Raw genomic sequence first — 22,696 nt, forward strand, 5'->3', positions numbered from 1 at the left:
CCTTTCGAATGCCGTGCGGGCTCGCGACCGGGCTCACTGCGGGGTGAACCTGTGGTGCTCGCGCATGTGGGTCTTGATGGTGTCGGCGATGAGCGGCAGGAATTCCATCCAGGTGAGCGACCCGGAGCTGACGATCCATCGGCGTTGGAAGAAGTCGTAGAGGGTCTGTTCGTCGTGGAAGAGCGCCATGGCTTCGTGGCATTCGCTGGCTAGGCTGGTGATGTACCAGGGGCATGCTGGGTGGGTGTAGTCGATATACATCTGAACTGCTTGGGCTTCTGTGATGTCGTCCTCGAAGGCTTCGCCGTCTTGGCCGAAGTAGGATTGCAGAAAGTCGCTGAGCTGCGGAAATCTGTAATCTAGTTCCCCGCTTGTTGGGATGACATCGGTCAGATTGCAGTCTGGACTGCCCCGCCAGTCCGCGACGTAGTTTGCGATGTCATGGAGAATTTTCGCTGTTTCTTGGTTTGTTTGCGCCTGCGGGAAATCTTGGGCATCCTCTGGTACGCCCTGTGGAGTGAGCGCGAAGATTTCGGCCGCCGTGTGAATCTGATCCGTTAGCTCATGGAACGAGCGGCCACCACTTTGCTGGCTCATGGTTAGGGCAGCACGAAGGATCGGTTGAAGGCGGCGCGCTCGCTCTTCCGGTGATGTGGGAAGTCGTGAACCCAGGGCAGCGAGAATGGTTCGCGCCCCGGACAGGCGGAAATACCTCAAAAGGTCGTCTTCCAATTTTAGCCTCCCTCACTGACTGTTTGTGGATCCGGTTTGCTGTCCATTTGATGGTATTCGATTGGTGGGTGTCGAAGTGAGTATGATGAACGGCGGGTTTAAGTCTGGTGCGGGTTTAACCCTTATTTGGACCATGTATGCCGGCTCGAACGAGGCTATTTGGTTTCCGTTGGGGCCGGCCCTGAAGAAGGCGGTATCTCCCGTAACCACTTTAGGGCCACTGAGATCGAGGTAAAATGCTTTATCTGGCTTATTTCCTGGATTTTCTATGAAGTCTGCGATCTTCTTTTTGTTCTCCTCGATGCACTGCTGCGTAAATCTCTGAGCGGAGCTGAGGTCGGTGTATGTGGATGCCGCCGGGATATTGCTCTGATCGCGTAATCGTTGCTCTAGTTGGGCGTCCGTCTTGCCGACGTGCTTGTCGATGGCGTGCGATTTATCCATCCCCTCCTGGTTGGCCAGGTCGATCGGATACGTAAAGCTATTAGGTGAAGTTCCCGGCACAGTCCACTTGTGCTCCTTCTTGAATTCGTTCAAGGAGCGTGCGCCGTAGGCTTCTGCGCGTGCCTGCTCGGCGTGGAAGGTGGGGGCGCTCTTCTGGGCCTCTTCCAGGGCCGGTTTGAGTTGGCTTAATCGATCGGCCAAGGTGTGGCCGGCCTCATGATATTTCTCGACTGCTGCGTTGATGGCCGCATCGTCCATGTGTGACCGGAAGGACGAGATCATCTTTTGAAGGATATGGGCTTCTCTGACAAAGGGGATGAGCTTGAAGAAGTCGTCCTTCGACGGGGTCGTGAAGTCGTCCACCATGTCCTTGATCATGCCCTTGGCGGCCTTGATCGCCGCCCGTTCGGACACGTCCCGGGCGCGGTCCGCGGCGTCTGCCAGGTCCAGACACGTCTGCGCCATCTCACGAGCCGTCGCATGGAGGACTGAGAGGATGGGCTCCCGCTTCATAGGCGCCGACGTCGTCTTCCAGGCGTACCCCTCTCGGGTTCTCCCCCAGGCCGTGGTCCCCCAAATGGTCTGGCAGAACGTGTTCATCGCACGTTTCCACTCGTTGTCGCTGCGGTCGGTGATGCCGCCGACGAGGCCGCTGAGCCGGTCGCCGGTGCCGTCCGCGACCTCGCCGGCCTTTCGCCAGTGGGCAGCTATCGCTTCCAGCTTCTCCCTGAACGCGGAAGCGCTGGGCGTGATCTCGTGTGTTTCGCCGAGCTTCAGTCCATCTTCGATGGCGGGCTGGATGAAACCCGCGATGAAGTCCGGAACCCCGCCGAGCGCCCGCAGAATGGCGGAACTCGAATCATGGCTCGTGCCGTACCACTGGATGTCGGCGACCGAACCGTACTGGGGAGCTGTGCCGATCACCGCGGGCGCCTTCTGGTTCGGCGGGACGGTGATCATCTTGTTCTCGTTGGACTTCCAGTCGGCCATGGCGTAGTTGTTCGCCGTGACCGTCAACCCCACGGCGGCGCCACCGACGCTCACCACGCTCTTCGACCAGACGTCCAGGAAGAGGGCGGCGACCTTCTTGTACTCGGCGGCGAAGGCATCGGCGCCGCTCCCCTTGCCGGCGGCCTGTTGATGGCCGCTCAGCCCGTCCACCAGTTTGCGGGCGGCGTCGTAGTAGTCGAACTGCTGGTCTCGCATTTGATACGACGTGGAATACATGTGCGCGGGCTGTACGTCGAAGCCCACGCCGCTGCTCGGCGGCGGGGTGCGGAGTGCTGCGGCCTCTTGTGCGCGCTTCGCCGGGGGGGAAGAGCCGCGCCGGCGGGCGGTCGTGGGTGGCACGCCGGCGGCGCGGCGCGTGGCTGCGACAGGTGCGGGACGTGGGGACGGCATGCCGCCCCCCGTTCGTCACCCTGGATGTTCGAATCGTAACAGCGAGTCTCGAACTCGTGTGGCCCTTCCGGTGGCAGCCGGCGTCAGGTGCCCCACGCGTCGCACGCGGCCCCACCGCGTCCCCCCGCCGACAACCGTCTCCCCGCCACCAACCGTTCCCCCACCCGCAGCCGCTCCCTCACACCCGCCCCGTGCCGCGCCCCCCGCTCCGCGCCAACAGCCCGTCGATCAGGGCGTGTAGGCCCTCCGGGACGTTGCAGACGTCGACGACCTCGGCCCAGAGGTTCGCGTGGGTGGTGAGGCGGGGGAGGGTGGCTGCGTCTTCCGGGGTGAGCATGTCGGGGACGGGGCTGTGGCGGGTGGGGCGGGGGGCCTCGGTGGCGCGGCGGGAGAGGGCCGCGTGGTAGGCGAGGTCGCCGTAGATGTAGAACCAGATCGCCCGGTAGGCGCGGATCGCCTCGCGCGGGGTGAGGCCGTAACGGATGGCCGAGTCGAGGATCTCCTCCACCATCCACATCGCGCCCTTGTCCGTGACGTGGCCGAGGCCGAGCACCTCCACCACCCAGGGCAGCGGCTGGAGCAGGTCGTGGATGTGCAGTGCGGTGACGTAGATGCGGTCGCGCGGGTCGTCGGGCAGGGCGGGGCGGGGGGCGGAGGCGGCCATGCCGGCCAGGACGAGGAGGAGTAGTTCGTCCTTGTCGCGTACGTGGTGGTAGAGCGCGCGGGGCGTGCTGCCGACCTCCTTGGCCAGGCGGCGCATGGAGAGCGCGTGCACGCCTTCCTCCTCCAGTACGCGCCGCGCGGTGGCCACGATCGTCTCCCGCTCCAGGCGCGCGGGGCGGCCGACCGGTCGGCCCGTGGCGGGTTTGCGTCCGGCCTCCGGCCCGGCTCCCCGCCCCGCGCCCGCCCGTTCTGCCATCCCGTCTTCCGTCCCGTTCGCTGCCTCTGCCTCCGTCGCCGCCGCAGTCCCGTTCGCCTCGTTCGCCGCGCCCACTTCTCCCGCTTTCTGGCCGTCCGCTGTGCTCGCTGTGTCTGTGCTGTCTGCGCTGTCTGTGCTGTCTGCTCTGTTTGTCGTGTCCGTTGTGTTCGTGGCGTTCGCCGTGCTCGCTGCGCCCGCCGCGCCGGTCTGCTCGTACGCGTCGTGCCGTGAGCCGGCCCGCGCCCGGCGGGCCGGTGTTGCTGTCGGTCTTGCTGTCGGTCGACCGAGTGATGATTCCAGTTTCGGTGCGCGGGGCCGCCGGCGCCCGGTCGTGGCCCGCTGCGGGGCGCCCGCCGGCCCTCCAGGCGCGGCCTCGCACCCGTAGTTTTTCCACGCGTGTAGTAATGTGTGGCCCCATGGTGCGACCGGTCCGTCGACCGGTCCAAGTCCCCTGTCTGAAGGGTGGGTTGTGATGCACGATGCCGGTCCCCGCGGTGGGGGCACGCCGCGCGATGAGGATGTGGAGCGGGGGCACCGCGGTCTGTTGGCCGTGGTGCTGACCGTGCAGTTCCTGGTGTCGCTCGATATGTCCGTGGTGAATGTGGCGCTCCCCGACATACGTTCCGACCTGGGCTTTTCCGCCGACGATCTGCTGTGGGTGGTCAATGCGTACGCGCTGGCCTTCGGGGGTCTGCTGATGTTCGGCGGGCGGCTTGCCGACATCGTCGGGCGGCGGCGCACCCTGATCGGCGGGCTCGTCGTCTTCGGCGTCGCCAGCCTCGCGGGCGGGCTGGTCGGTTCGCCGGGTGGGCTGGTCGCCGCCCGCGCCGTACAGGGGGTGGGGGCCGCCGCGCTGGCGCCGGTGGCCTTCGCCCTGATCGCCGTCACCATCCCGGCCGGGCCCGCGCGGGCCAGGGCGCTCGGGCTGTGGGGCATGGCCGGCGCGGCCGGCGGCGCGGTCGGCGTGCTCGCCGGCGGGCTGCTCACCGAGAGCGCGGGGTGGCGCTCGGTCCTGCTGGTCAACGTGCCGATCGTGGCGCTCGCCCTGGTCGGTGCGGTCCGCTGGATCGCGTCCGACCGGCGCACCGGGCCGCGCCCCCGGCTCGACCTGGCCGGCGCCGTACTCGTCACGCTCGGCATGACCACGCTCGTCTTCGGCCTGGTACGGACCGAAACGCACGGCTGGGCCTCGGCCGCGACGGTGGCCACGCTCGCCGTCGCGGTGCTGCTCATCGCCGCTTTCGTGCTCGTCGAAGGGCGGACGCGACAACCACTGCTGCGCATCGGGCTGTTGGCCGCCCGCCCGGTACTGGCCGCCAACCTCTTCGTGCTGCTGCTGTTCTCCGGCCAGTTCGCGACGTTCTACTTCCTGTCGCTCTACATGCAGCAGGTGCTCGACTACGGCCCGACCGCGGCCGGCCTCTCCTTCCTGCCGTTCTGCGTGGGCATCGTCGTCGGCTCGCTGGTCGCGACCCGCACGGTGGCGGCCGTCGGCATCCGCCGGCTGCTGGTGGTCGGCGGGCTGATCGGCGCGGTGGGCTTCGCCTGGTTCGCGCTCGCGGTCTCCGCCGACGGCACGTTCTGGACCGTGATGCTCGGCCCGTCGCTGGTGGCCAGCGTGGGCGTGGGACTGTGCTTCGTGCCGCTGGGCACCGCGGCCATCACCGGCGTCGCGCCGGCCGAGGCGGGCATGGCCTCCGGGCTGCTCAACAGCTTCCGGCAGATCGGCGGTTCGCTCGGCCTCGCCGTCCTGGTGACCGTCGCAGCCCGGACCACCGACCATGCGTCCGGCGCCCCGGGCGAGCGGCTGAGCAGCGGCTACGCGGTGGCCTTCGGCAGCGCCGCCGGCCTGCTGGTCGCGGCGGCGCTGGTCGCCTTCGTCCTCCTGAGTCGCACGCCGGCCGCCCGACCCACCGCGCCGCAGGGCACGTCCGACACGCCGCGGGCCGGCTCCGACGCGCCGGCCGCCCCCGCCATCCCCGACCCGGCGGGTACGGAACGGGCCGGATGAGGCGTACGGCCCGCACCGAGTCACCGGACGGCCCGGTGCGGGCCAAGCGCGTGGGCTGACGGAACGCCAACCAGCCTGCCACCAGCGGCCGTTACCGATCCGCCGGCTGCCCCACCAGCATCATCGGCGCCCCCGCCACCCGGGTCAGGAAGACCGTCGCCGACGCGGGGCCCTGGAGCTTCACCTTCTTGCGCAGCTCCTCCGGGGTCACCGCGGAGCCGCGCTTCTTCACCGTCAGGACGCCCACCTCGCGCTCGCGCAGCAGTGCCCGTAGCCGCTTGACGTTGAACGGCAGCACGTCCGTGATCTCGTACGCGCTCGCGTACCCGGTCGGCAGCAGTTCGTCCGAGGTCACGTACGCGATCGTCGGGTCGATCAGCCGGCCGCCGACCTGCGCGGCCACGTCCGCCACCAGATGCGCGCGGATCACCGCGCCGTCCGGCTCGTACAGCCAGCGGCCGACCGGGCCCGGCTCCGGGTCGGGCAGGTCGCCGCCGGTCAGCGTGGCGCCGGCGGGCAGCAGCGTGGCCCGGCGGGCGCCGGGGGCGGTGCCGAACCACAGCACGGCCTCCTTCACCTCGCCGCCGTCCGAGATCCACTCCGCTTCGGCGTCGGCCGGGATCGCCTCGTGCGGCAGCCCGGGGGCGACCTTCAGGGCCGCGTGCGGCAGGCCGCGGGCGGCGGCGACCGCCCAGGACAGCGGCGGCGAGTACGCCTCGGGGTCGAAGATCCGGCCCCGGCCGCCGCCCCCGGTGCCGGTGCGCCGCGCGGGATCCACGAAGAGCGCGTCGCAGCCCGCGGTCGAGACGTCCTCGACCGCCGCGCAGCGCACCTCGACCAGGTCGGCCAGTCCCAGCGCTTCCGCGTTGGCGCGGGCGACGGCGCAGGTCAGCGGGGAGCGGTCGACGGCGAGCACGGAGACCCCGGCCCTGGCCAGGGCCAGCGCGTCGCCGCCGATGCCGCAGCACAGGTCGGCCAGCCGGCGCACCCCGAGCGCCGCGAACCGCCGCGCCCGGTGCGTGGCCACCGTGGCGCGCGTCGCCTGCTCGACGCCGTCGGGCGTGAAGTACATCCGGTACGCGTCATCGGCGCCGAACTTCGCCACCGCCCGCTGCCGCAACCTGGCCTGCCCGATCGCGGCCGAGACCAGGTCGGCCGGATGGTCGCGGCGCAGCCGGGTCGCGGCGGCCAGCTCCTGGTTCGGGTCGAGGTCGCGCAGCGCGCCCAGCAGCGCCTGCCCCTCGTCGGTCAGCAGGGCCTGGAAGGTCCCGACGGGGTCGGTGGTCGTACTCACCGCGCCATTCTCGCAGCGCCCGCGCTGCGGAGGCGGAGGCCGGTGGCCGGGTGGTGCCGGTCGGGGAGCGGCTCGGCAGCACCGGGGAGCGGGCCGGCAGCGGCCTGACGGCGCACCGGGAGTGGCCGGGCGGCGCATCGGGGAACGGGCCCCGGGTGCGGCCCGCGCGGTGACCCCGGGTGCGGCCCGCGGCGGCTGGGGGAGCGCCCCGCAGCGCCCCCGGGCGCGCCCCCGAGAGCGACCCGCGGCCCCGCCGCATTGGCACTCCGCTTGACCGAGTGCTAACCGCGTCCTAGTCTCAGGGCTGGCACTCCTCAATGCGGAGTGCCAAACACAGCGACGGGCAGATCCGGCACCCGCGACGACGGATCTACCAGGTCGCCACCTCAGACAGTTAACCCCGTGAGATCTCCGAAGGGGGAGGTCGGATCGTGACGACCGCCAGCTCCAAGGTTGCCATCAAGCCGCTTGAGGACCGCATCGTGGTCCAGCCGCTCGACGCCGAGCAGACCACGGCCTCGGGCCTGGTCATTCCGGACACCGCCAAGGAGAAGCCCCAGGAGGGCGTCGTCCTGGCCGTGGGCCCGGGCCGCTTCGAGGACGGCAACCGTCTTCCGCTCGACGTCTCCGTCGGCGACGTCGTGCTCTACAGCAAGTACGGCGGCACCGAGGTGAAGTACAACGGCGAGGAGTACCTCGTCCTCTCGGCTCGCGACGTCCTCGCGATCATCGAGAAGTAATTCACCCAGTTTTACGTGAATCGCGCCCCGGCCACCCGTGTCTGAACACCCGGGCGACCGGGGCGCGGCTCTTTGGAGAGGACTTAAGGCAACCATGGCGAAGATCCTGAAGTTCGATGAGGACGCCCGTCGCGCCCTCGAACGCGGTGTCAACCAGCTCGCTGACGCCGTCAAGGTGACGATCGGCCCCAAGGGCCGCAACGTCGTCATCGACAAGAAGTTCGGTGCCCCGACCATCACCAACGACGGCGTCACCATCGCCCGTGAGGTCGAGGTCGACGACCCGTACGAGAACCTGGGCGCCCAGCTCGTGAAGGAGGTGGCGACCAAGACCAACGACATCGCGGGTGACGGCACCACCACCGCCACCGTGCTGGCCCAGGCGCTGGTCCGCGAGGGCCTGCGCAACGTCGCCGCCGGCGCCTCCCCGGCCGCCCTGAAGAAGGGCATCGACGCCGCCGTCAAGGCGATCTCCGACGACCTGCTGGCCACCGCGCGCCCGATCGACGAGAAGTCGGACATCGCCGCCGTCGCCGGGCTCTCCGCCCAGGACAAGCAGGTCGGCGAGCTCGTCGCCGAGGCGATGGACAAGGTCGGCAAGGACGGTGTCATCACCGTCGAGGAGTCCAACACCTTCGGCCTTGAGCTGGACTTCACCGAGGGCATGGCCTTCGACAAGGGCTACCTGTCGCCGTACATGGTGACCGACCAGGAGCGTATGGAGGCCGTCCTCGACGACCCGTACATCCTGATCCACCAGGGCAAGATCAGCGCGATCCAGGACCTGCTGCCGCTGCTTGAGAAGGTCATCCAGCAGGGTGGCTCCAAGCCGCTGCTGATCATCGCCGAGGACGTCGAGGGCGAGGCGCTCTCCACCCTCGTCGTCAACAAGATCCGCGGCACGTTCAACGCCGTGGCCGTCAAGGCCCCCGGCTTCGGCGACCGCCGCAAGGCCATGCTCGGCGACATCGCCACCCTCACCGGTGCGACCGTCATCGCCGAAGAGGTCGGCCTCAAGCTCGACCAGGCCGGTCTGGACGTCCTTGGCACCGCGCGCCGCGTGACCATCACCAAGGACGACACCACCATCGTGGACGGCGGCGGCAACGCCGACGACGTCAAGGGCCGGGTCGCGCAGATCAAGGCCGAGATCGAGGCCACGGACTCCGACTGGGACCGCGAGAAGCTCCAGGAGCGCCTCGCCAAGCTCGCCGGTGGCGTGTGCGTGATCCGCGTCGGTGCGGCCACCGAGGTGGAGCTCAAGGAGAAGAAGCACCGTCTGGAGGACGCCATCTCCGCGACCCGCGCCGCGGTCGAGGAGGGCATCGTCTCCGGTGGTGGCTCCGCCCTGGTGCACGCCGCCAAGGTGCTCGACGAGGGCCTGGGCAAGGAGGGCGACGAGGCCACCGGTGTCGCCGTCGTCCGCCGCGCGGTCGTCGAGCCGCTGCGCTGGATCGCCGAGAACGCCGGCCTTGAGGGCTACGTGATCGTCTCCAAGGTCTCCGAGCTGGAGAAGGGTTCCGGCTACAACGCCGCGACCGGCGAGTACGGCGACCTGGTCAAGGCCGGCGTCATCGACCCGGTCAAGGTCACCCGCTCCGCCCTGGAGAACGCCGCCTCCATCGCGTCGCTGCTGCTCACCACCGAGACCCTGGTGGTCGAGAAGCCGGCCGAGGAAGAGCCCGAGGCGGGCCACGGCCACGGCCACGCGCACTGATCACCTGATCGGTCGGCGGCCCGGCACTCCCCATCGGGGGTGCCGGGCCGCGCCGCGTTTTCGGGGAGCCCCCGACCACCGACCGCGGCGGCTCCGGTACGGGTCTGCTGCCGCGGCGATGCCGGTACGGGCTCGCGCCGCGGTGACGCCGTACGGGCTCGCGCCGTCGCGACCGGGGCGGCATGCCCCTGACAGCCCGGGGTGCGGGGGCGCCCGCAGGGCCGTGGCGCGTTCGCCCGTACGTCAACTGCCTGAAGTGGACCGGGAGTTGGCTGCCGAATGGCGAGGCCGGGGCTGCGGCCCGTACGGTCAGCGCGGCCCGTAGCGGCGGCCGGTCTTCGTGGAGACCCGGGCCAGCGTGGAGCGCGGGGCCAGCTTGGCGAGGCCGGTCAGCGTCTTGTACCGGGGGTCGGGGACCGACAGCGTCTTGCCGCGCGCCAGGTCCTTGAGCGCCGCGTCCACCAGCCGGTCCGCGTCCAACCACAGCCAACTCGGGATGTTGCCGGTGTCCATGCCGGCCCGCTGGTGGAACTCGGTCCGTACGAAGCCGGGGCACAGCGCCATCAGCCGCACCCCGGATTCGCCCAGGTCACGCGCGGCGCCCTGGGTGAACTGCACCACCCACGCCTTGCTCGCCCCGTAGGTCCCGCGCGGCACGAACGCGGCGACCGAGGCCACGTTCACCACTCCGCCGCGGCCCCGCTCGCGCATCGGCAGCACGGCCGCGCTGGTCAGCCGCAGCACCGCCTCGCAGTGCACCTTCAGCATGGTCAACTCGTCGGCCAGCGGCACATCGAGGTACTGGCCCTTGTTGCCGAAGCCGGCGTTGTTCACCAGCAGGTCGATCGGCCGCCTGCGGTCACCGAGCCGCTCCTCGACCGCCGCGATGCCCTCCTCCGTGGACAGGTCGGCGGCCAGCACCTCGACCTCCACGCCGTGCCGGTCGTGCAGTTCGGTGGCCTGCTCCCGCAGCCGTGCCTGGTCGCGCGCCACCAGCACCAGGTGGTATCCGGCGCCGTGCCCCTTGGCCTGGGCGGTGCCCTGCGCCGCCAGCCGTCGTGCGAACGCCGCGCCGATGCCCGCCGTCGCTCCCGTGATCAGTGCAGTCGTCATGTGCGCACGCTATCCGGCCCCGGCCAACCGGCGGGCGGCGATGTCCGGGTCGGTCCGACCGCCCTCCGTGAGCCGTCGCGCCACCCCGCGCACGCCGCCCGGGTGGCCGCGCTCCCACGCACCCGTACGCCAGCGGAGAATCCGGAGCCGGCGACTCCGTCCGCGCGACCGCCGCGCCGACCGCACCGCACGTCCGGCGCCCATCGGCCCCGCCGCCGGGCCACCGACCGGCCGCCCGGCGCCCGCCGGCACACCCCGCGGACGGACCCGGCGCGCCGCCGGGCCCGCCCCGCAGCGGAAACTAGGCGTCCATGAGGCGCGCGCCCGCGTCCGTGCGCCGTAGGGCCTTCGCGTACGCCTCCGGGTGGAGCGCCTCGCCGGCGGCCAACACCCGGGGCAGCAGGTCGGGTTCGGTGGTCTGGGCGCGGAACAGGAAGGAAACCGTTACCTCGTGCTCCGGCCGGTGGGCGATCTCGATCGGGTCACCGGGGCTGATCAGGCCCGGCTCGATCACCCGCAGGTACGCACCGGGCAGCGCGGCCCCGGTGAACCGGCGCAGCCACCCCCGCTCGTCCAGGAAGCCGGCGAAGGTGCGGCACGGGATGCGCGGCGAGGTCACTTCGAGCAGCAGGTCGGCGCCGATCCGCCAGCGCTCGCCGATCAGCGCGCCGTTGACGTCGAGCCCGCTGGTGGTGAGGTTCTCGCCGAACGTGCCGGAGGTGAGCGTACGGCCCAACTCCCGCTCCCAGCCGTCGAGATCCTCGCGCGCGTACGCGTACACGGCCTGGTCGTTGCCGCCGTGGTGGCGCAGGTCGCAGACGGCGTCCCCGGCGAGGCCGCTGGCCCCGACGCCCTTGGGCCCCGGGGCGCTGACCGCGACCGGGCCGGCGACCGGGCGCTTGTCGATGCCGGTGTGGGTCATGGCGGTGTACTCGGCCTCGCGCGGGCGGCCGACGTTGAGCGAGAGCAGCAGCATGCCCGCACGCTAGGCGATACCGCCGCAGAGCGTCGAACTCAAAGCGGTCCACGAGATTTCGCTTTTGCCCCCAAGGGCGCCTTATGCTCGAAGCGTGATCGAGGCCCGCCATCTCCGAGTGCTCCGTGCGGTGGACGCCACCGGCTCCTTCTCCGCCGCCGCCCGCGACCTGGGCTGCACCCAGCCCGCCGTCAGCCAGCAGATGAAGGCGCTGGAACAGGCCGCGGGCACGCCCCTGCTGGTGCGCACCGGCCGCGAGATGCGGCTGACCGAGGCCGGCCGGGCGCTGCTGCGGCACGCGGTCGGCGTGCTGGCCGGCCTCGCGGCGGCCGAAGAGGAGGTCGCGGCCATCGCCGGGCTGCGCGCCGGCCGGGTACGGCTGGTCTCCTTCCCGAGCGGCAGCTCGACCCTGGTGCCCACCGCCCTGGCCGAACTGCGCGCGGCCCACCCCGGCACCCAGGTCTCCCTGGTGGACGCGGAGCCGCCGCGCTCGGTGGAACTGCTGCGCGCCGGCGACTGCGAGATCGCCCTGGCCTTCCGCTATCCGCAGGCGCCCGGCGCGGACGCCGAGCCGGGCGGTGCGGCCGAGTGGAGCGACCTGGAGGTCAGGCCGCTGCTCGCGGACCGGCTGGTGGGGCTGGTACCGGCCGGGCACAGGTTCGCCGACTCCCCGGTGCTCGGCATCGCGGAACTGGCCGAAGAGCCGTGGATCGCGGGCTGCCCGCGCTGCCGCCGACACCTGGTGGAGGTCTGCGAGGCGGCCGGCTTCACCCCGCGCATCGACTTCGCCACCGACGACTACCCCGCCGTGGTGGGCCTGGTCGGCGCGGGCCTCGGCGTCGCGGTGCTGCCGGAACTGGCCCTGGAGTCGGTACGGCCCAAGGGCGTGCGGACGGTGCGCGTCGAGCCCGCCGTCCGCCGCGAGGTGGTCGCCCTCACCCTCCCCGACCTGGTCCGGGTCCCCGCCGTGGCCGCCACCCTCGACCGCCTGGAGCGCGCGTCCGCCCGCGTCATGGGCGCGTAGCGGGGGCAACGACCGTCGCCGAGCAACAGGCCGCTCGCCGCGCCGTACGACTCGGCCGTACGTGCCTGACCTGCGGGTTCGCTCCGTACGGGAGCTTGCGCGAGCGCTCCGCGCGCCGGGCCGGCCCCCGCCTCCGCACGCCGGGCCGGCCCTCTGCTCCATCCGCGTGACCTAGGCACCTGCTCCGCACCCCGCGCCCGCGCCGGCCTGCTCCCACGCCGGGCCTGCTCCACACGCCGGTCCGTCCCCGTACGCCGCATCCGCATCCGCGGCCGGGCCGCTCGCTCCAGCAGCCCGGCCACGGACGTCTTCGAGCGCGCCCGGCGCCCGGCCGCGCAGGATTTCCACACCGGTCGCCGCGCGTTGCGCCGGCCGGGTGAACGTGCGGCGGCGTGATGGTCAGTTGATAGGGCGGGACGGTGGTTGCGGGGCGGCGCGTGGGCGAGGAGGCTCGGGGGTGACCAGCCCGCTGCGAGAAAACGTTTCTGCTGGTCGTGGCGGGCGTCAGCCCGCCGGAGTGCTCGACGCCGCGATGGCGCGGTGCCGCGCGCGGCCCATGAGCTCCTCGCGCTCGTCCTCGGTGAGGCCGCCCCACACGCCGTAGGGCTCCCGCACGGCGAGCGCGTGTGCCGCGCACTCCGCCCGTACGGGGCAGCGCATGCACACCTCCTTGGCCGAGGTCTCGCGGGCGCTGCGGGCCGCGCCGCGCTCGCCCTCGGGGTGGAAGAAGAGCGAGCTGTCGACCCCTCGGCACGCTGCCAGCAACTGCCAGTCCCACAGGTCGGCGTTCGGTCCGGGAAGGCGGGAGAAATCTGCCATTGCTATCCCCTTGGAGGCGATCTGGTGCGGACGTCATGGCCCGTGGTCGTCCATCCGCCGTGTAAGCAGATGTAAATATGACTCATTGCGAATCTAGTCATAGACGATGCCGAAATGAAGTAAAAGCCACCAAATAGGGCAAAGGATTCGAAGAAGTCGTTGCCGCCAGGCCGTCCCACGGAACGTGTCCCTCCCCTCACGTAGCGTGCCGAAGGGGGGTGGCTCAGCCCGTAACTCTTTCGGGTGACCGTCGTTGAGAGTGCGAGGCGGTTGGTGAATGAAGCGCTCGGGCAGTTGTCCGACGACTCAACCGCTCAGGTGACGAAAAGTACCCAGCCTGGAGGCTCAAGGTGACGCGCATCAGCTCCGGAGGGCGGCCATGACTTCCGTCCTCGTCTGTGACGACTCCCCGCTTGCCCGAGAGGCACTGCGCCGCGCGGTGGCGACCGTGCCCGGCGTCGAGCGTGTGACGACGGCGGCCAACGGCGAGGAAGTCCTCCGCCGCTGGGGCGCCGACCGCTCGGACCTGATTCTGATGGACGTACGGATGCCGGGGCTCGGCGGTGTGGAGACCGTGCGCCGGCTGCTCTCCGCGGACCCCGGGGCCCGCATCATCATGCTCACGGTCGCCGAAGACCTGGACGGCGTGGCCCTCGCGGTCGCCGCCGGCGCCCGTGGCTACCTGCACAAGGACGCCTCCCGCGCCGAGCTGCGGGCGACGGTCACCCAGGCGCTCGCCGACCCGACCTGGCGGCTCGCGCCGCGCCGGCTGCGGTCGGCCGAAATGGGCGCGGCCCCCACCCTCACCGCCCGCGAGATCCAGGTGCTCGAAGGCATGAGCCACGGCCGGTCCAACGCCGAGATCGGCCGTGAGCTGTTCCTCTCCGAGGACACGGTCAAGACCCACGCGAGGCGCCTGTTCAAGAAGCTCGGCGCATCGGACCGGGCGCACGCCGTGGCGCTCGGCTTCCGCTGGGGCCTGGTCCGCTAGGGCACCGCTCGCCATGGAACACCTGCCTTCTCCTCGCTGGGTGGAGGACGCCAACGGCGCCGCTGGCCGTCGGCGTCACCCCGCGGGACGGAGTGCGGGTGGGACGCTCCCCGTCCGCCGAGCGGTGGGCGGGGGCGGCGGGAACGGACTCCTCCGGTATGGATTTGAGTACGTTCCACGGTTTCCTTTGCAAGCCCTTGACCAGCGAAGAAGCTGCTGGCGTGGGCGCCTGAAGGGCACCGTGCGGGGCAGATGTGCCGGCCGCTTGTGTCGGTTCGGCTCGCGCTGCCGCATCCTTGAGACATGGAGTTCCTCGGGGACGGCTTGGTCAAGCGTGAGGGGAGGGCGTGCGAGTTGAGTGCGAATGCTCCCGCGTATAACGCTTCGACGCACAACCACGGACGCGGTGCCACGGAAGCCGCGGCGCCAAGGCACCATGGACCGATGCGTGACGACGAGAAGCCTGGGTCGGCTGTGGCCGCGGGTCCTGGTGAGATCGGAACCCTCGTCCGGCGCGCCACCGCGGGCGACGAACGGGCCACCCACGACCTCCTCGCCCTCGTGCACCCACTCGCCCTGCGCTACTGCCGCACCAGGCTGTCCCGGCTGCCGGGGGACGCCCGGCACTTCGTGGACGACCTGGCGCAGGAAGTCTGTCTGGCCGTGCTGTGCGCGCTGCCCCGGTACCGCGACACGGGCAAGCCCTTCGAGGCGTTCGTCGTCGCCATCGCCTCGCACAAGGTCGCCGATCTGCAACGGGCCGCGATGCGCCACCCCGGTAGCACGGCCGTGCCGTCCGACGAGATGCCCGAGCAGCCTGACGACTCCCTCGGCCCCGAAGAGCGCGCCCTGCTCAGCAGCGACGCCGCCTGGGCGAAGAAGCTGCTCGCCAACCTCCCCGAGCACCAGCGCGAACTGGTCCTGCTCCGGGTCGCCGTCGGCCTCACCGCCGAGGAGACCGGCCAGGTGCTCGGCATGTCCCCGGGCGCCGTCAGAGTCGCCCAGCACCGCGCGCTGAGCCGGCTGCGGGCACTGGCCGAGCAGTAGCGGGAGCGGCAGCAGAGCGATCGGGCCCGTGCGCGGCCCGGTCGCCGGCGGGGCGCGGAAGCGGTCGCCGTGACCGGGCCGGTGGCGCGTGGGCCCGTACGGAGCCAGTTGGTGCGTACGTGGGCCGGTCGGCGCGTACGGGGCCAGTTGGCGCGTACGGAACGGACCGGTGCTGGTGCGGGCGGTCGGCTCGTGCGAGAGCAGTCCGGGCAAGGGAAGCGGGCGTTGCGGCTGGGCCGTGGCGTCCGCTTTCGTGTGCTTTCGGCTTGGCTGCCCGGCGGGCTTCCGTGGCGCTTCTCGCCGGGGTTCCCGCCGGGCGGGACGGATGGCCGGGCGGCGGGGGACGGAGGTCCGGTGGGGACGGGTCGGGCGGCCCGAATGCGGCGGGGTGGGCCCGGTGCCGGCCGCGGGCGGAATTTGCCGCTCGTCGATCCCGTTAGCATGGGAGTCCGCGCTGAGGCAAGACCATCTGGAAGGGTGTCATGACTGACAACGTCGACGGAGTGCCTGAGAAGTTCGCGATGCTCGGGCTGACGTACGACGACGTGCTGCTGCTGCCGGGCGCCTCCGAGGTGCTGCCCAACGCGGTGGACACCTCGTCCCGGATCTCGCGGAACGTGCGGGTCAACATCCCCCTGCTGTCCGCCGCGATGGACAAGGTCACCGAGTCGCGCATGGCGATCGCGATGGCCCGCCAGGGCGGCGCCGGCGTGCTGCACCGCAACCTGTCCATCGAGGACCAGGCCAACCAGGTCGACCTGGTCAAGCGGTCCGAGTCCGGCATGGTGACCGACCCGATCACGGTCCGCCCGGACGCCTCGCTGCACACCGCGGACGCGCTGTGCGCGAAGTTCCGCATCAGCGGCGTGCCGGTCACCGACGAGGCGGGCAAGCTGCTCGGCATCGTCACCAACCGCGACATGGCCTTCGAGCTGGACCGCAGCCGCCAGGTGCGCGAGGTCATGACGCCGATGCCGCTGGTCACCGGCAAGGTCGGGATCTCCGGCGAAGACGCGATGCAGTTGCTGCGCCGCCACAAGATCGAGAAGCTGCCGCTGGTCGACGAGGCGGGCGTGCTCAAGGGCCTCATCACGGTCAAGGACTTCGTCAAGGCCGAGCAGTACCCGAACGCGGCCAAGGACGCCGAGGGCCGGCTCGTCGTCGGCGCCGCGGTGGGCGTCGGCGACGAGGCGTACGACCGGGCGCAGGCGCTGGTCGAGGCCGGGGCCGACTTCCTCGTCGTGGACAGCGCGCACGGGCACAGCCGCGGCATCCTCGACATGATCGCCAAGGTCAAGTCCAACATCCAGGTGGACGTGGTCGGCGGCAACGTGGCGACCCGCGACGGCGCGCAGGCGCTGATCGACGCCGGCGTGGACGGCGTCAAGGTGGGCGTCGGCCCCGGTTCGATCTGCACCACGCGCGTGGTGGCCGGCATCGGCGTGCCGCAGGTGACCGCGATCTACGAGGCGGCCCGCGCCTGCCACGCGGCGGGCGTGCCGCTGATCGGCGACGGCGGCCTCCAGTACTCGGGCGACATCGCCAAGGCGATCGCCGCCGGCGCCGACACCGTGATGCTGGGCAGCCTGCTCGCCGGCTGTGAGGAGTCGCCGGGCGAGATGGTCTTCATCAACGGCAAGCAGTTCAAGTCCTACCGGGGCATGGGCTCGCTGGGCGCGATGCAATCCCGCGGCCAGGCCCGTTCGTACTCCAAGGACCGCTACTTCCAGGACAACGTGCTCTCCGAGGACAAGCTCGTCCCCGAAGGCATCGAGGGCCAGGTGCCCTACCGCGGCCCGCTCGCCTCGGTGGCGCACCAGCTCGTCGGCGGGCTGCGCGCGTCGATGGGGTACGTCGGTTCGGCGGACGTGGCCGAGCTGAAGGAGAAGGGCCGCTTCGTGCGGATCACCGCCGCGGGCCTGAAGGAGAGCCACCCGCACGACGTGCAGATGGTCAGCGAGGCTCCGAACTACTCGCGGCGCTGACCGATCGGGACGGGTACGGGCCGGCCGGCCGGCGGTGTGCGGCACCGCTGGCCGGCCGGTCGTCGTACGTGCGCGACCGGGGCCGCCCGCATCGGCCCGGGGGGCAGGTTTTCGGCCGGGCGGTGCGGCCGGCGACCGGGTATCACGCCGTGTCATCTGCCGCTACGCTCATCGGGCGCCGGCCCTAGCTAGGGGGACCCCATGCTGTACGCGGTGAAGTTCACGGAGGAAGCGGCCCGGGTTCGCGATGAGTTGCCCGGCGACCGGCGGGCGCTGTTGGAGCGCGGGCTGTCCGTACTGGCCCAGGACCCGCAGCCGAAGATCTCGGTGGCGATCTCCGGCGACGAGAGCACCCGCTCGCTCGCCCTGACCCCCAACATCGGCATCGAGTACCTGGTCAGCGACGGTCTGCTGCTGGTCCTCGTGGTGCACGTGGTGGACTTCACCCAGGTGCTCGTGGAGGAGTGAGCGGACGCCGCTGCGCCGCTGCCCGGGGCGCCGGCCCGCCCGGCCGCGCGCACGGTGCGCGATGCGCCGGTGTTCGGCCCATGCGCCCCCAGTGCCCCCGGTCGGGGATACTGGGGGCGTAATCCGTAGGAAGGGCCACACAGTGACTGAGATCGAGATCGGCCGCGGCAAGCGCGGGCGCAGGGCGTACGCGTTCGATGACATCGCCATCGTGCCCAGTCGTCGCACCCGGGACCCGAAGGAGGTCTCGATCGCCTGGCAGATCGACGCCTACCGGTTCGAGCTGCCGTTCCTGGCCGCGCCGATGGACTCGGTCGTCTCCCCGCAGACCGCGATCCGCATCGGTCAGCTCGGCGGCCTCGGCGTCCTCAACCTGGAAGGGCTGTGGACCCGGTACGAGGACCCCGAGCCGCTGCTCGCGGAGATCGCCGAACTGGACGAGCGCACCGCCACCCGCCGGCTCCAGGAGATCTACCAGGCGCCCATCAAGGAAGAGCTGATCGGGCAGCGCATCAAGGAGGTGCGCGACTCCGGTGTGGTGACCGCGGCGGCGCTCTCCCCGCAGCGCACCGCCCAGTTCTCCAAGGCCGTCGTCGACGCGGGCGTGGACATCTTCGTCATCCGCGGCACCACCGTCTCGGCCGAGCACGTCTCCAGCGCCGCCGAACCGCTCAACCTCAAGCAGTTCATCTACGAGCTCGACGTGCCGGTCATCGTCGGCGGCTGCGCCACGTACACCGCGGCCCTGCACCTGATGCGCACCGGTGCGGCGGGCGTGCTCGTCGGCTTCGGCGGCGGCGCCGCGCACACCACCCGCAACGTGCTGGGCATCCAGGTGCCGATGGCGACCGCGGTCGCCGACGTCGCCGCCGCGCGCCGGGACTACATGGACGAGTCCGGCGGCCGGTACGTGCACGTCATCGCCGACGGCGGCGTCGGCTGGTCCGGCGACCTGCCCAAGGCCATCGCCTGCGGCGCCGACGCGGTCATGATCGGCTCCCCGCTGGCCCGCGCCACGGACGCGCCGGGCCGCGGCCACCACTGGGGCATGGAGGCCGTGCACGAGGACGTGCCGCGCGGCAAGCGGATGAACCTCGGCGCGGTCGGCACCACCGAAGAGGTGCTGCTCGGCCCCTCGCACACCCCCGACGGCTCGATGAACTTCTTCGGCGCCCTGCGCCGCTCGATGGCCACCACGGGCTACTCGGAGCTCAAGGAGTTCCAGCGGGTCGAGGTGACGGTCGCCCCGTCGCAGCACGACAAGCGGTGACGGGCGGGCGGTAGCCGGCTGAACGCCCGGCGCCGGGCCTCGGCCGTGGGCTCGCCGCCCCGCCGCGGGCCTTCCGCCCGCCCCCATCGCAGACAGCGCCGCGCCCCACCGGATGGTTCCGGTGGGGCGCGGCGCTGTGGTGTCGCTGCGGGCCTCGGCCCGTGGATCAGCGGTTGGTTCAGCGGTTGGCGAGGCGGTAGGCCGTACCGAACGCGGCGATCGGGGAGAGCGCCATGAAGATGTACGTGAGGGCTTCCGCGTCCTTCTCCCACAGGTCGTAGAGGTCGCCGAAGTGGTCGAAGAAGATCTCGTTCGCGGACGGGAGGTTGGCCTGGTCGGCGGTGCCGCCCATGCGCTCCACGGAGTTGGTCGCGGTCTCGTTAATGATCATCGCATAGCCGTACATTTCGCCGAGGAAGACGGCGACCAGGGCGAAGGCCGCGCCGACTACCCACAGAGCCTGGTTGCGTCCGCCGAGCTTGGCCACCACGAAGCCAACGAGGGCTCCCAGTGCGACACCCGCGTACGCGAACTGCTTCACCTTGTACCCCGGGCCGTCCGTGTCGGCCATGGCCTTGAGCAGGAACGCGTAGAGCACCGCACCGATCAGGGCGGCGCCGAGGCCCGCGATGAGGGCGAGGCCGGTGTTGCCGCGGGGAGGGGCCGGGGCCGGGGCCGGTGGCGGGAAACCACCGCCGTACTGGGGCTGCTGGGGCTGGCCACCGTACTGGGGCTGCTGGGGGTAGCCGTAACCACCCGGTTGCTGCGGGTACCCGCCTGGCTGCTGGGGTTGCTGGGGCTGTTGCGGCTGCTGCCAAGGCTGGCTCATGTGATCCCCCGGGGATGAAGGTGGTTCCACCGCGCTCCGGGGACAGGAAAATCTGGAGTGCGGTTGGCTGTTTTCGAGCCACAAGCTAACAGCTTGGTCGGACAGTCAGACAAGCTGAGGAGTTGTCCGTGACATGGCTGGGACGTAGTGGAGATACGCCGGCCCGCTATGTGCTCATTTGGCGCTGTCGGGCGTGAAGGGATGATGAAGGTCTTGTACGGCGTATGGTTGCCGCCGCGGCCAGTCCGTACGGGGGGTGCGGGGCGGAGTGGCGCCGGCCCGGCGCCGGCCGGATGGCGTAGAGCCGAGATAAGAATCCGACATAGGGAATAATCTCATCTTATGGCGCAAAGCAAGACGTTCAGCGGACGTGACATGGGCATTGACCTCGGCACCGCGAATACGTTGGTGTATGTGCGGGGTCGGGGGATCGTGCTCAACGAACCATCGGTCGTCGCCGTGAACGCGGTGGACGGATCGGTGCTCTCTGTGGGGTCGGAGGCCAAACGCACGATTGGCCGCACGCCCTCGAACATCGTGGCCGTACGCCCGCTCAGGGACGGGGTCATTGCCGATTTCGAGATAGCCGAGCGGATGCTCAGGCACTTCATCAAGAAGGTCACCGGCGCGCGCCGGCTGTCCAGGCCGCGGGTTGTGGTCTGCGTGCCGTCCGGGATCACCGGCGTCGAGCGGCGCGCGGTCATCGAGGCCGCGTCGCAGGCCGGGGTGCGGCAGGTGCACCTGGTGGAGGAGCCGATGGCGGCGGCCATCGGGGCGGGGCTGCCGGTGGGCGAGCCGACCGGCAGCATGATCGTGGACATCGGCGGCGGCACGACCGAGGTCGCCGTGATCTCCATGGGCGGCATCGTCACCGCCAGATCGGTCCGGACGGCGGGCGACGCGATGGACGCCGCGATCACCTCGTACGTGAAGAAGACGCACTCGATGGCGATGGGCGAGCGCACGGCCGAGCACGTCAAGATGGCGATCGGCTCGGCCGCGCCGACCGGCTACTGGTCGGCCGACGCCCTGCGGGTGCTGGCCGAACGGGCCGAGTCCGACGTGCAGGTGAGCTCGGTGACCATCGGCGGGGCGGCCGGCGACGTGAGTGACGGCGCGGCGGGCGAGGAGGCCGAGGCGGAGCGCACCCAGGCGCTGCTGCCGCCGGACCGCTGCACCATCCGCGGCCGGGACCAGGCCAGCGGGCTGCCCAAGACGCTGGAGCTGACCGCGGAGGAGGTGCGGCACGCGCTGTCCGAGCCGGTCGAGGCGATCGTCGGCGCGGTCCGGCAGACGTTGGACGAGACGCCGCCCGAACTCGCCGGCGACATCATGGACCGGGGTGTGGTGCTGACCGGCGGCGGGGCGCTGCTGCGCGGCCTGGACACCCGGCTCAGTCAGGAGCTGGACATTCCGGTACTGGTCGCCGACGACCCGCTGGACTGTGTCGCGGTCGGCACCGGGCGGTGCGTGGAGGACTTCGACGCGCTGCGGAAGGTGCTGGACGCCCAGCCGTACCGCGCGCTTCAGATGGCCCGCGGCTGACGATCCGTACGGACCGGCGCCGGCCTGCCGGGTGCGGCGCTGATCTGGCGTCGGTCTGGCCCGGTGTGCGTCTGGCTTGGTGTGCGTCTGGCCTGGCGTCGGTGCCGGTCAGGCGTCGGTGGCGGGCGGGGGGTGCGGGGCGGGGAAGGGGAGTTCGGCGGTGAGGCGGAAGCCGCCGCCCCGGGTGGGCGCGGCGCGCAGGGTGCCGCCGGCTTCGGTGACCGTCGCGGCCAGTGCGGTCAGGCCGCGCCCGGTGCCGGGGAGTGGCTGGTGCGGCGCGGGCGGGGCGTCGTTGTCGACGCTCACGTGCAGGGCGTTGCCGGTGCGGGTGACGGCCAGTCGGGTGGGGGCGCCGCGGGCGTGCCGGGCGGCGTTGTTCAGGCCCTCGCGCAGGATGCGCGAGCACAGCCGTTGGGTCTGGTCCGGGGCGGTGTGGGCGGTGGGGGAGACGCTGGCGGTGAGCGGTATGCCGTGCGCGCGGTAGGTGCGCAGCAGCGGTTCCAAACCGTCGAGCAGCGGTTCGGCGGGCGGGGCGACGGCCGCCGGGCGGCGCAGCATGTCCAGCGCGACGCGGAGCTCCTCCATCGCCTCCGCCGCGGCGTCCGAGATGGCCCAGCACTTGCGCCGGGTGCGCTCGTCGGTACCCGGCTGCACCTCGATCGACGCGGCCTGGAGCGACATCAGGCTGATCCGGTGGCCCACGCCGTCGTGCACCAGGGCGCTGATCCGGGTGCGCTCGTCGAGTTCGCTGGCCCGCGCCTCGCTCTCCCACTGCGCGCGCCGTGAGCGTTCGGCCGTCTGCTGGGCGCTGACGGCGAGGCCGAGCAGCCCGGGGAAGAGGAGTTCGCCCAGTTCGTTGAGGACCGGGCGCTGTTCGAAGAGGTCCAGGCCGGCGAAGGAGCGGCTGGTGGTCCAGGCCGCGACGGGCACCGCGAGGGTGAGCAGGGTGAGCCAGGGCAGCCGCAGCCGTACGGCGGTGTACGTCGCCACGTACAGCGGGAGGTGTTGTCCGCTGGCGAGGAAGACGGCGCAGGCGGCGCCCGTGAACGCGGCCGGCCGCTCCCGGCGCACCACGGTCGCGGCGGTGCCGACGAGCACGGTCAGCAGGTTCAGCCAGGGCTCGCGGACCAGACCCAGGTCGGGGCGGAGCAGCGTGCTCGGGACCACGACGGCCGCGACGACGCCGGCCAGCAGGAGGTCGCGCCGCGGCGACCTGGCCAGGGCGAGGAACCGGTCCTCCGCGTACGCGACCACCCGGCGCGCGCTCTGGTGCAGCATCGGTCCGCCTGGGGGAGCTCGGATGGGTGGGGGTTGGGGCGGGTGTGTGGTGGTGGGGGCTAGAGGTGACGAGGTGGGGGATTGTTCGGTATG

At 71.3% G+C, this 22,696-nt stretch carries 19 protein-coding genes; 10 read left to right on the forward strand and 9 right to left on the reverse strand.

The window, feature by feature from the left end; genetic code table 11:
- Nucleotides 1-33 precede the first annotated feature (33 nt).
- From ACMA1D_RS08120 to ACMA1D_RS08130, 3 genes are all read right to left on the reverse strand, one after another.
- Nucleotides 34-732, reverse strand: coding sequence for a contact-dependent growth inhibition system immunity protein (locus tag ACMA1D_RS08120; RefSeq protein WP_414723173.1), 699 nt, complete (start codon nt 730-732; stop codon nt 34-36).
- A 12-nt stretch (nt 733-744) separates the two neighbouring features.
- Nucleotides 745-2,430, reverse strand: a complete 1,686-nt coding sequence (locus ACMA1D_RS08125; protein WP_414723174.1) for an RNase A-like domain-containing protein — start codon at nt 2,428-2,430, stop codon at nt 745-747.
- A 325-nt stretch (nt 2,431-2,755) separates the two neighbouring features.
- A complete protein-coding gene (locus ACMA1D_RS08130; RefSeq protein ID WP_414723175.1) occupies nt 2,756-3,496 on the reverse strand; it encodes a TetR/AcrR family transcriptional regulator in 741 nt (246 codons plus the stop codon).
- Nucleotides 3,497-3,968: 472 nt separating this feature from the next.
- On the opposite strand from ACMA1D_RS08130, the gene ACMA1D_RS08135 reads away from it, so the two are divergent.
- Entirely contained in the window at nt 3,969-5,507 is a 1,539-nt protein-coding gene (locus ACMA1D_RS08135) for an MFS transporter (RefSeq protein ID WP_414723176.1), read from the forward strand.
- A 91-nt stretch (nt 5,508-5,598) separates the two neighbouring features.
- On the opposite strand, the gene ACMA1D_RS08140 is transcribed toward ACMA1D_RS08135, so the two are convergent.
- Entirely contained in the window at nt 5,599-6,801 is a 1,203-nt protein-coding gene (locus ACMA1D_RS08140) for a THUMP-like domain-containing protein (protein ID WP_414723177.1), read from the reverse strand.
- A gap of 431 nt (nt 6,802-7,232) precedes the next feature.
- Between ACMA1D_RS08140 and groES the strand changes: the two genes are divergently transcribed.
- Both groES and groL read left to right on the forward strand, forming a co-directional pair.
- On the forward strand, nt 7,233-7,541 hold the full coding sequence (groES, locus tag ACMA1D_RS08145; RefSeq protein WP_014178834.1) for a co-chaperone GroES: 309 nt from the start codon (nt 7,233-7,235) through the stop codon (nt 7,539-7,541).
- Nucleotides 7,542-7,635: 94 nt separating this feature from the next.
- Nucleotides 7,636-9,258 (forward strand): chaperonin GroEL, encoded by a 1,623-nt coding sequence (gene groL / locus ACMA1D_RS08150; protein WP_414723178.1) that lies wholly within the window; start codon nt 7,636-7,638, stop codon nt 9,256-9,258.
- A 309-nt stretch (nt 9,259-9,567) separates the two neighbouring features.
- Here the strand turns inward: groL and ACMA1D_RS08155 are convergent, their stop codons facing one another.
- Both ACMA1D_RS08155 and ACMA1D_RS08160 read right to left on the reverse strand, forming a co-directional pair.
- Complete coding sequence (locus tag ACMA1D_RS08155; protein ID WP_414723179.1) at nt 9,568-10,371, reverse strand: SDR family NAD(P)-dependent oxidoreductase; 804 nt, start codon at nt 10,369-10,371, stop codon at nt 9,568-9,570.
- A gap of 301 nt (nt 10,372-10,672) precedes the next feature.
- Entirely contained in the window at nt 10,673-11,347 is a 675-nt protein-coding gene (locus ACMA1D_RS08160; RefSeq protein WP_414723180.1) for an MOSC domain-containing protein, read from the reverse strand.
- Nucleotides 11,348-11,441: 94 nt separating this feature from the next.
- On the opposite strand from ACMA1D_RS08160, the gene ACMA1D_RS08165 reads away from it, so the two are divergent.
- Nucleotides 11,442-12,371: a LysR family transcriptional regulator gene (locus ACMA1D_RS08165; protein ID WP_414723181.1), complete on the forward strand. Its 930-nt coding sequence runs from the start codon at nt 11,442-11,444 to the stop codon at nt 12,369-12,371.
- Nucleotides 12,372-12,875: 504 nt separating this feature from the next.
- Here the strand turns inward: ACMA1D_RS08165 and ACMA1D_RS08170 are convergent.
- Nucleotides 12,876-13,190 carry a WhiB family transcriptional regulator gene (locus ACMA1D_RS08170; protein ID WP_414723182.1) on the reverse strand — a complete coding sequence of 105 codons (315 nt, stop codon included), beginning with the start codon at nt 13,188-13,190 and terminating at the stop codon, nt 12,876-12,878.
- A gap of 379 nt (nt 13,191-13,569) precedes the next feature.
- Between ACMA1D_RS08170 and ACMA1D_RS08175 the strand changes: the two genes are divergently transcribed.
- From ACMA1D_RS08175 to ACMA1D_RS08195, 5 genes are all read left to right on the forward strand, one after another.
- The gene (locus ACMA1D_RS08175; protein ID WP_003948568.1) at nt 13,570-14,181 is read left to right on the forward strand and encodes a response regulator transcription factor; all 612 of its coding nucleotides are present in this window, start codon (nt 13,570-13,572) and stop codon (nt 14,179-14,181) included.
- A 444-nt stretch (nt 14,182-14,625) separates the two neighbouring features.
- A complete protein-coding gene (locus ACMA1D_RS08180) occupies nt 14,626-15,228 on the forward strand; it encodes a sigma-70 family RNA polymerase sigma factor (protein ID WP_349996506.1) in 603 nt (200 codons plus the stop codon).
- A gap of 482 nt (nt 15,229-15,710) precedes the next feature.
- The gene (guaB, locus tag ACMA1D_RS08185; protein WP_414723183.1) at nt 15,711-17,213 is read left to right on the forward strand and encodes an IMP dehydrogenase; all 1,503 of its coding nucleotides are present in this window, start codon (nt 15,711-15,713) and stop codon (nt 17,211-17,213) included.
- A gap of 201 nt (nt 17,214-17,414) precedes the next feature.
- The gene (locus ACMA1D_RS08190; RefSeq protein ID WP_349996246.1) at nt 17,415-17,681 is read left to right on the forward strand and encodes a hypothetical protein; all 267 of its coding nucleotides are present in this window, start codon (nt 17,415-17,417) and stop codon (nt 17,679-17,681) included.
- 142 nt (nt 17,682-17,823) lie between these two features.
- Nucleotides 17,824-18,951 carry a GuaB3 family IMP dehydrogenase-related protein gene (locus ACMA1D_RS08195; RefSeq protein WP_414723184.1) on the forward strand — a complete coding sequence of 376 codons (1,128 nt, stop codon included), beginning with the start codon at nt 17,824-17,826 and terminating at the stop codon, nt 18,949-18,951.
- 178 nt (nt 18,952-19,129) lie between these two features.
- Here ACMA1D_RS08195 and ACMA1D_RS08200 read toward each other — a convergent pair whose 3' ends face one another.
- Nucleotides 19,130-19,780: a hypothetical protein gene (locus tag ACMA1D_RS08200; protein WP_414723185.1), complete on the reverse strand. Its 651-nt coding sequence runs from the start codon at nt 19,778-19,780 to the stop codon at nt 19,130-19,132.
- 375 nt (nt 19,781-20,155) lie between these two features.
- Here ACMA1D_RS08200 and ACMA1D_RS08205 point away from each other — a divergent pair, with 375 nt between their 5' ends.
- Nucleotides 20,156-21,325, forward strand: a complete 1,170-nt coding sequence (locus ACMA1D_RS08205; RefSeq protein WP_414723209.1) for a rod shape-determining protein — start codon at nt 20,156-20,158, stop codon at nt 21,323-21,325.
- 108 nt (nt 21,326-21,433) lie between these two features.
- Here ACMA1D_RS08205 and ACMA1D_RS08210 read toward each other — a convergent pair whose 3' ends face one another.
- A complete protein-coding gene (locus ACMA1D_RS08210; RefSeq protein ID WP_414723186.1) occupies nt 21,434-22,603 on the reverse strand; it encodes a sensor histidine kinase in 1,170 nt (389 codons plus the stop codon).
- Between the last annotated feature and the right edge of the window lie 93 nt (nt 22,604-22,696).

It is taken from the genome of Streptomyces sp. 796.1, assembly GCF_047525675.1.
In the GTDB taxonomy this organism is placed as follows: Bacteria; Actinomycetota; Actinomycetes; order Streptomycetales; family Streptomycetaceae; genus Streptomyces.

Excerpts from the sequence above, each read along its gene's own strand:
- ACMA1D_RS08210 (WP_414723186.1), bottom strand. The coding sequence starts at position 22,603 with ATGCTGCACCAGAGCGCGCGCCGGGTGGTCGCGTACGCGGAGGACCGG.
- ACMA1D_RS08155 (WP_414723179.1), bottom strand. The coding sequence starts at position 10,371 with ATGACGACTGCACTGATCACGGGAGCGACGGCGGGCATCGGCGCGGCG.
- ACMA1D_RS08160 (WP_414723180.1), bottom strand. The coding sequence starts at position 11,347 with ATGCTGCTGCTCTCGCTCAACGTCGGCCGCCCGCGCGAGGCCGAGTAC.
- ACMA1D_RS08135 (WP_414723176.1), top strand. The coding sequence starts at position 3,969 with ATGCACGATGCCGGTCCCCGCGGTGGGGGCACGCCGCGCGATGAGGAT.
- guaB (WP_414723183.1), top strand. The coding sequence starts at position 15,711 with ATGACTGACAACGTCGACGGAGTGCCTGAGAAGTTCGCGATGCTCGGG.
- ACMA1D_RS08200 (WP_414723185.1), bottom strand. The coding sequence starts at position 19,780 with ATGAGCCAGCCTTGGCAGCAGCCGCAACAGCCCCAGCAACCCCAGCAG.
- ACMA1D_RS08190 (WP_349996246.1), top strand. The coding sequence starts at position 17,415 with ATGCTGTACGCGGTGAAGTTCACGGAGGAAGCGGCCCGGGTTCGCGAT.
- ACMA1D_RS08205 (WP_414723209.1), top strand. The coding sequence starts at position 20,156 with ATGGGCATTGACCTCGGCACCGCGAATACGTTGGTGTATGTGCGGGGT.
- ACMA1D_RS08170 (WP_414723182.1), bottom strand. The coding sequence starts at position 13,190 with ATGGCAGATTTCTCCCGCCTTCCCGGACCGAACGCCGACCTGTGGGAC.
- groL (WP_414723178.1), top strand. The coding sequence starts at position 7,636 with ATGGCGAAGATCCTGAAGTTCGATGAGGACGCCCGTCGCGCCCTCGAA.
- ACMA1D_RS08175 (WP_003948568.1), top strand. The coding sequence starts at position 13,570 with ATGACTTCCGTCCTCGTCTGTGACGACTCCCCGCTTGCCCGAGAGGCA.
- ACMA1D_RS08180 (WP_349996506.1), top strand. The coding sequence starts at position 14,626 with ATGCGTGACGACGAGAAGCCTGGGTCGGCTGTGGCCGCGGGTCCTGGT.
- ACMA1D_RS08130 (WP_414723175.1), bottom strand. The coding sequence starts at position 3,496 with ATGGCAGAACGGGCGGGCGCGGGGCGGGGAGCCGGGCCGGAGGCCGGA.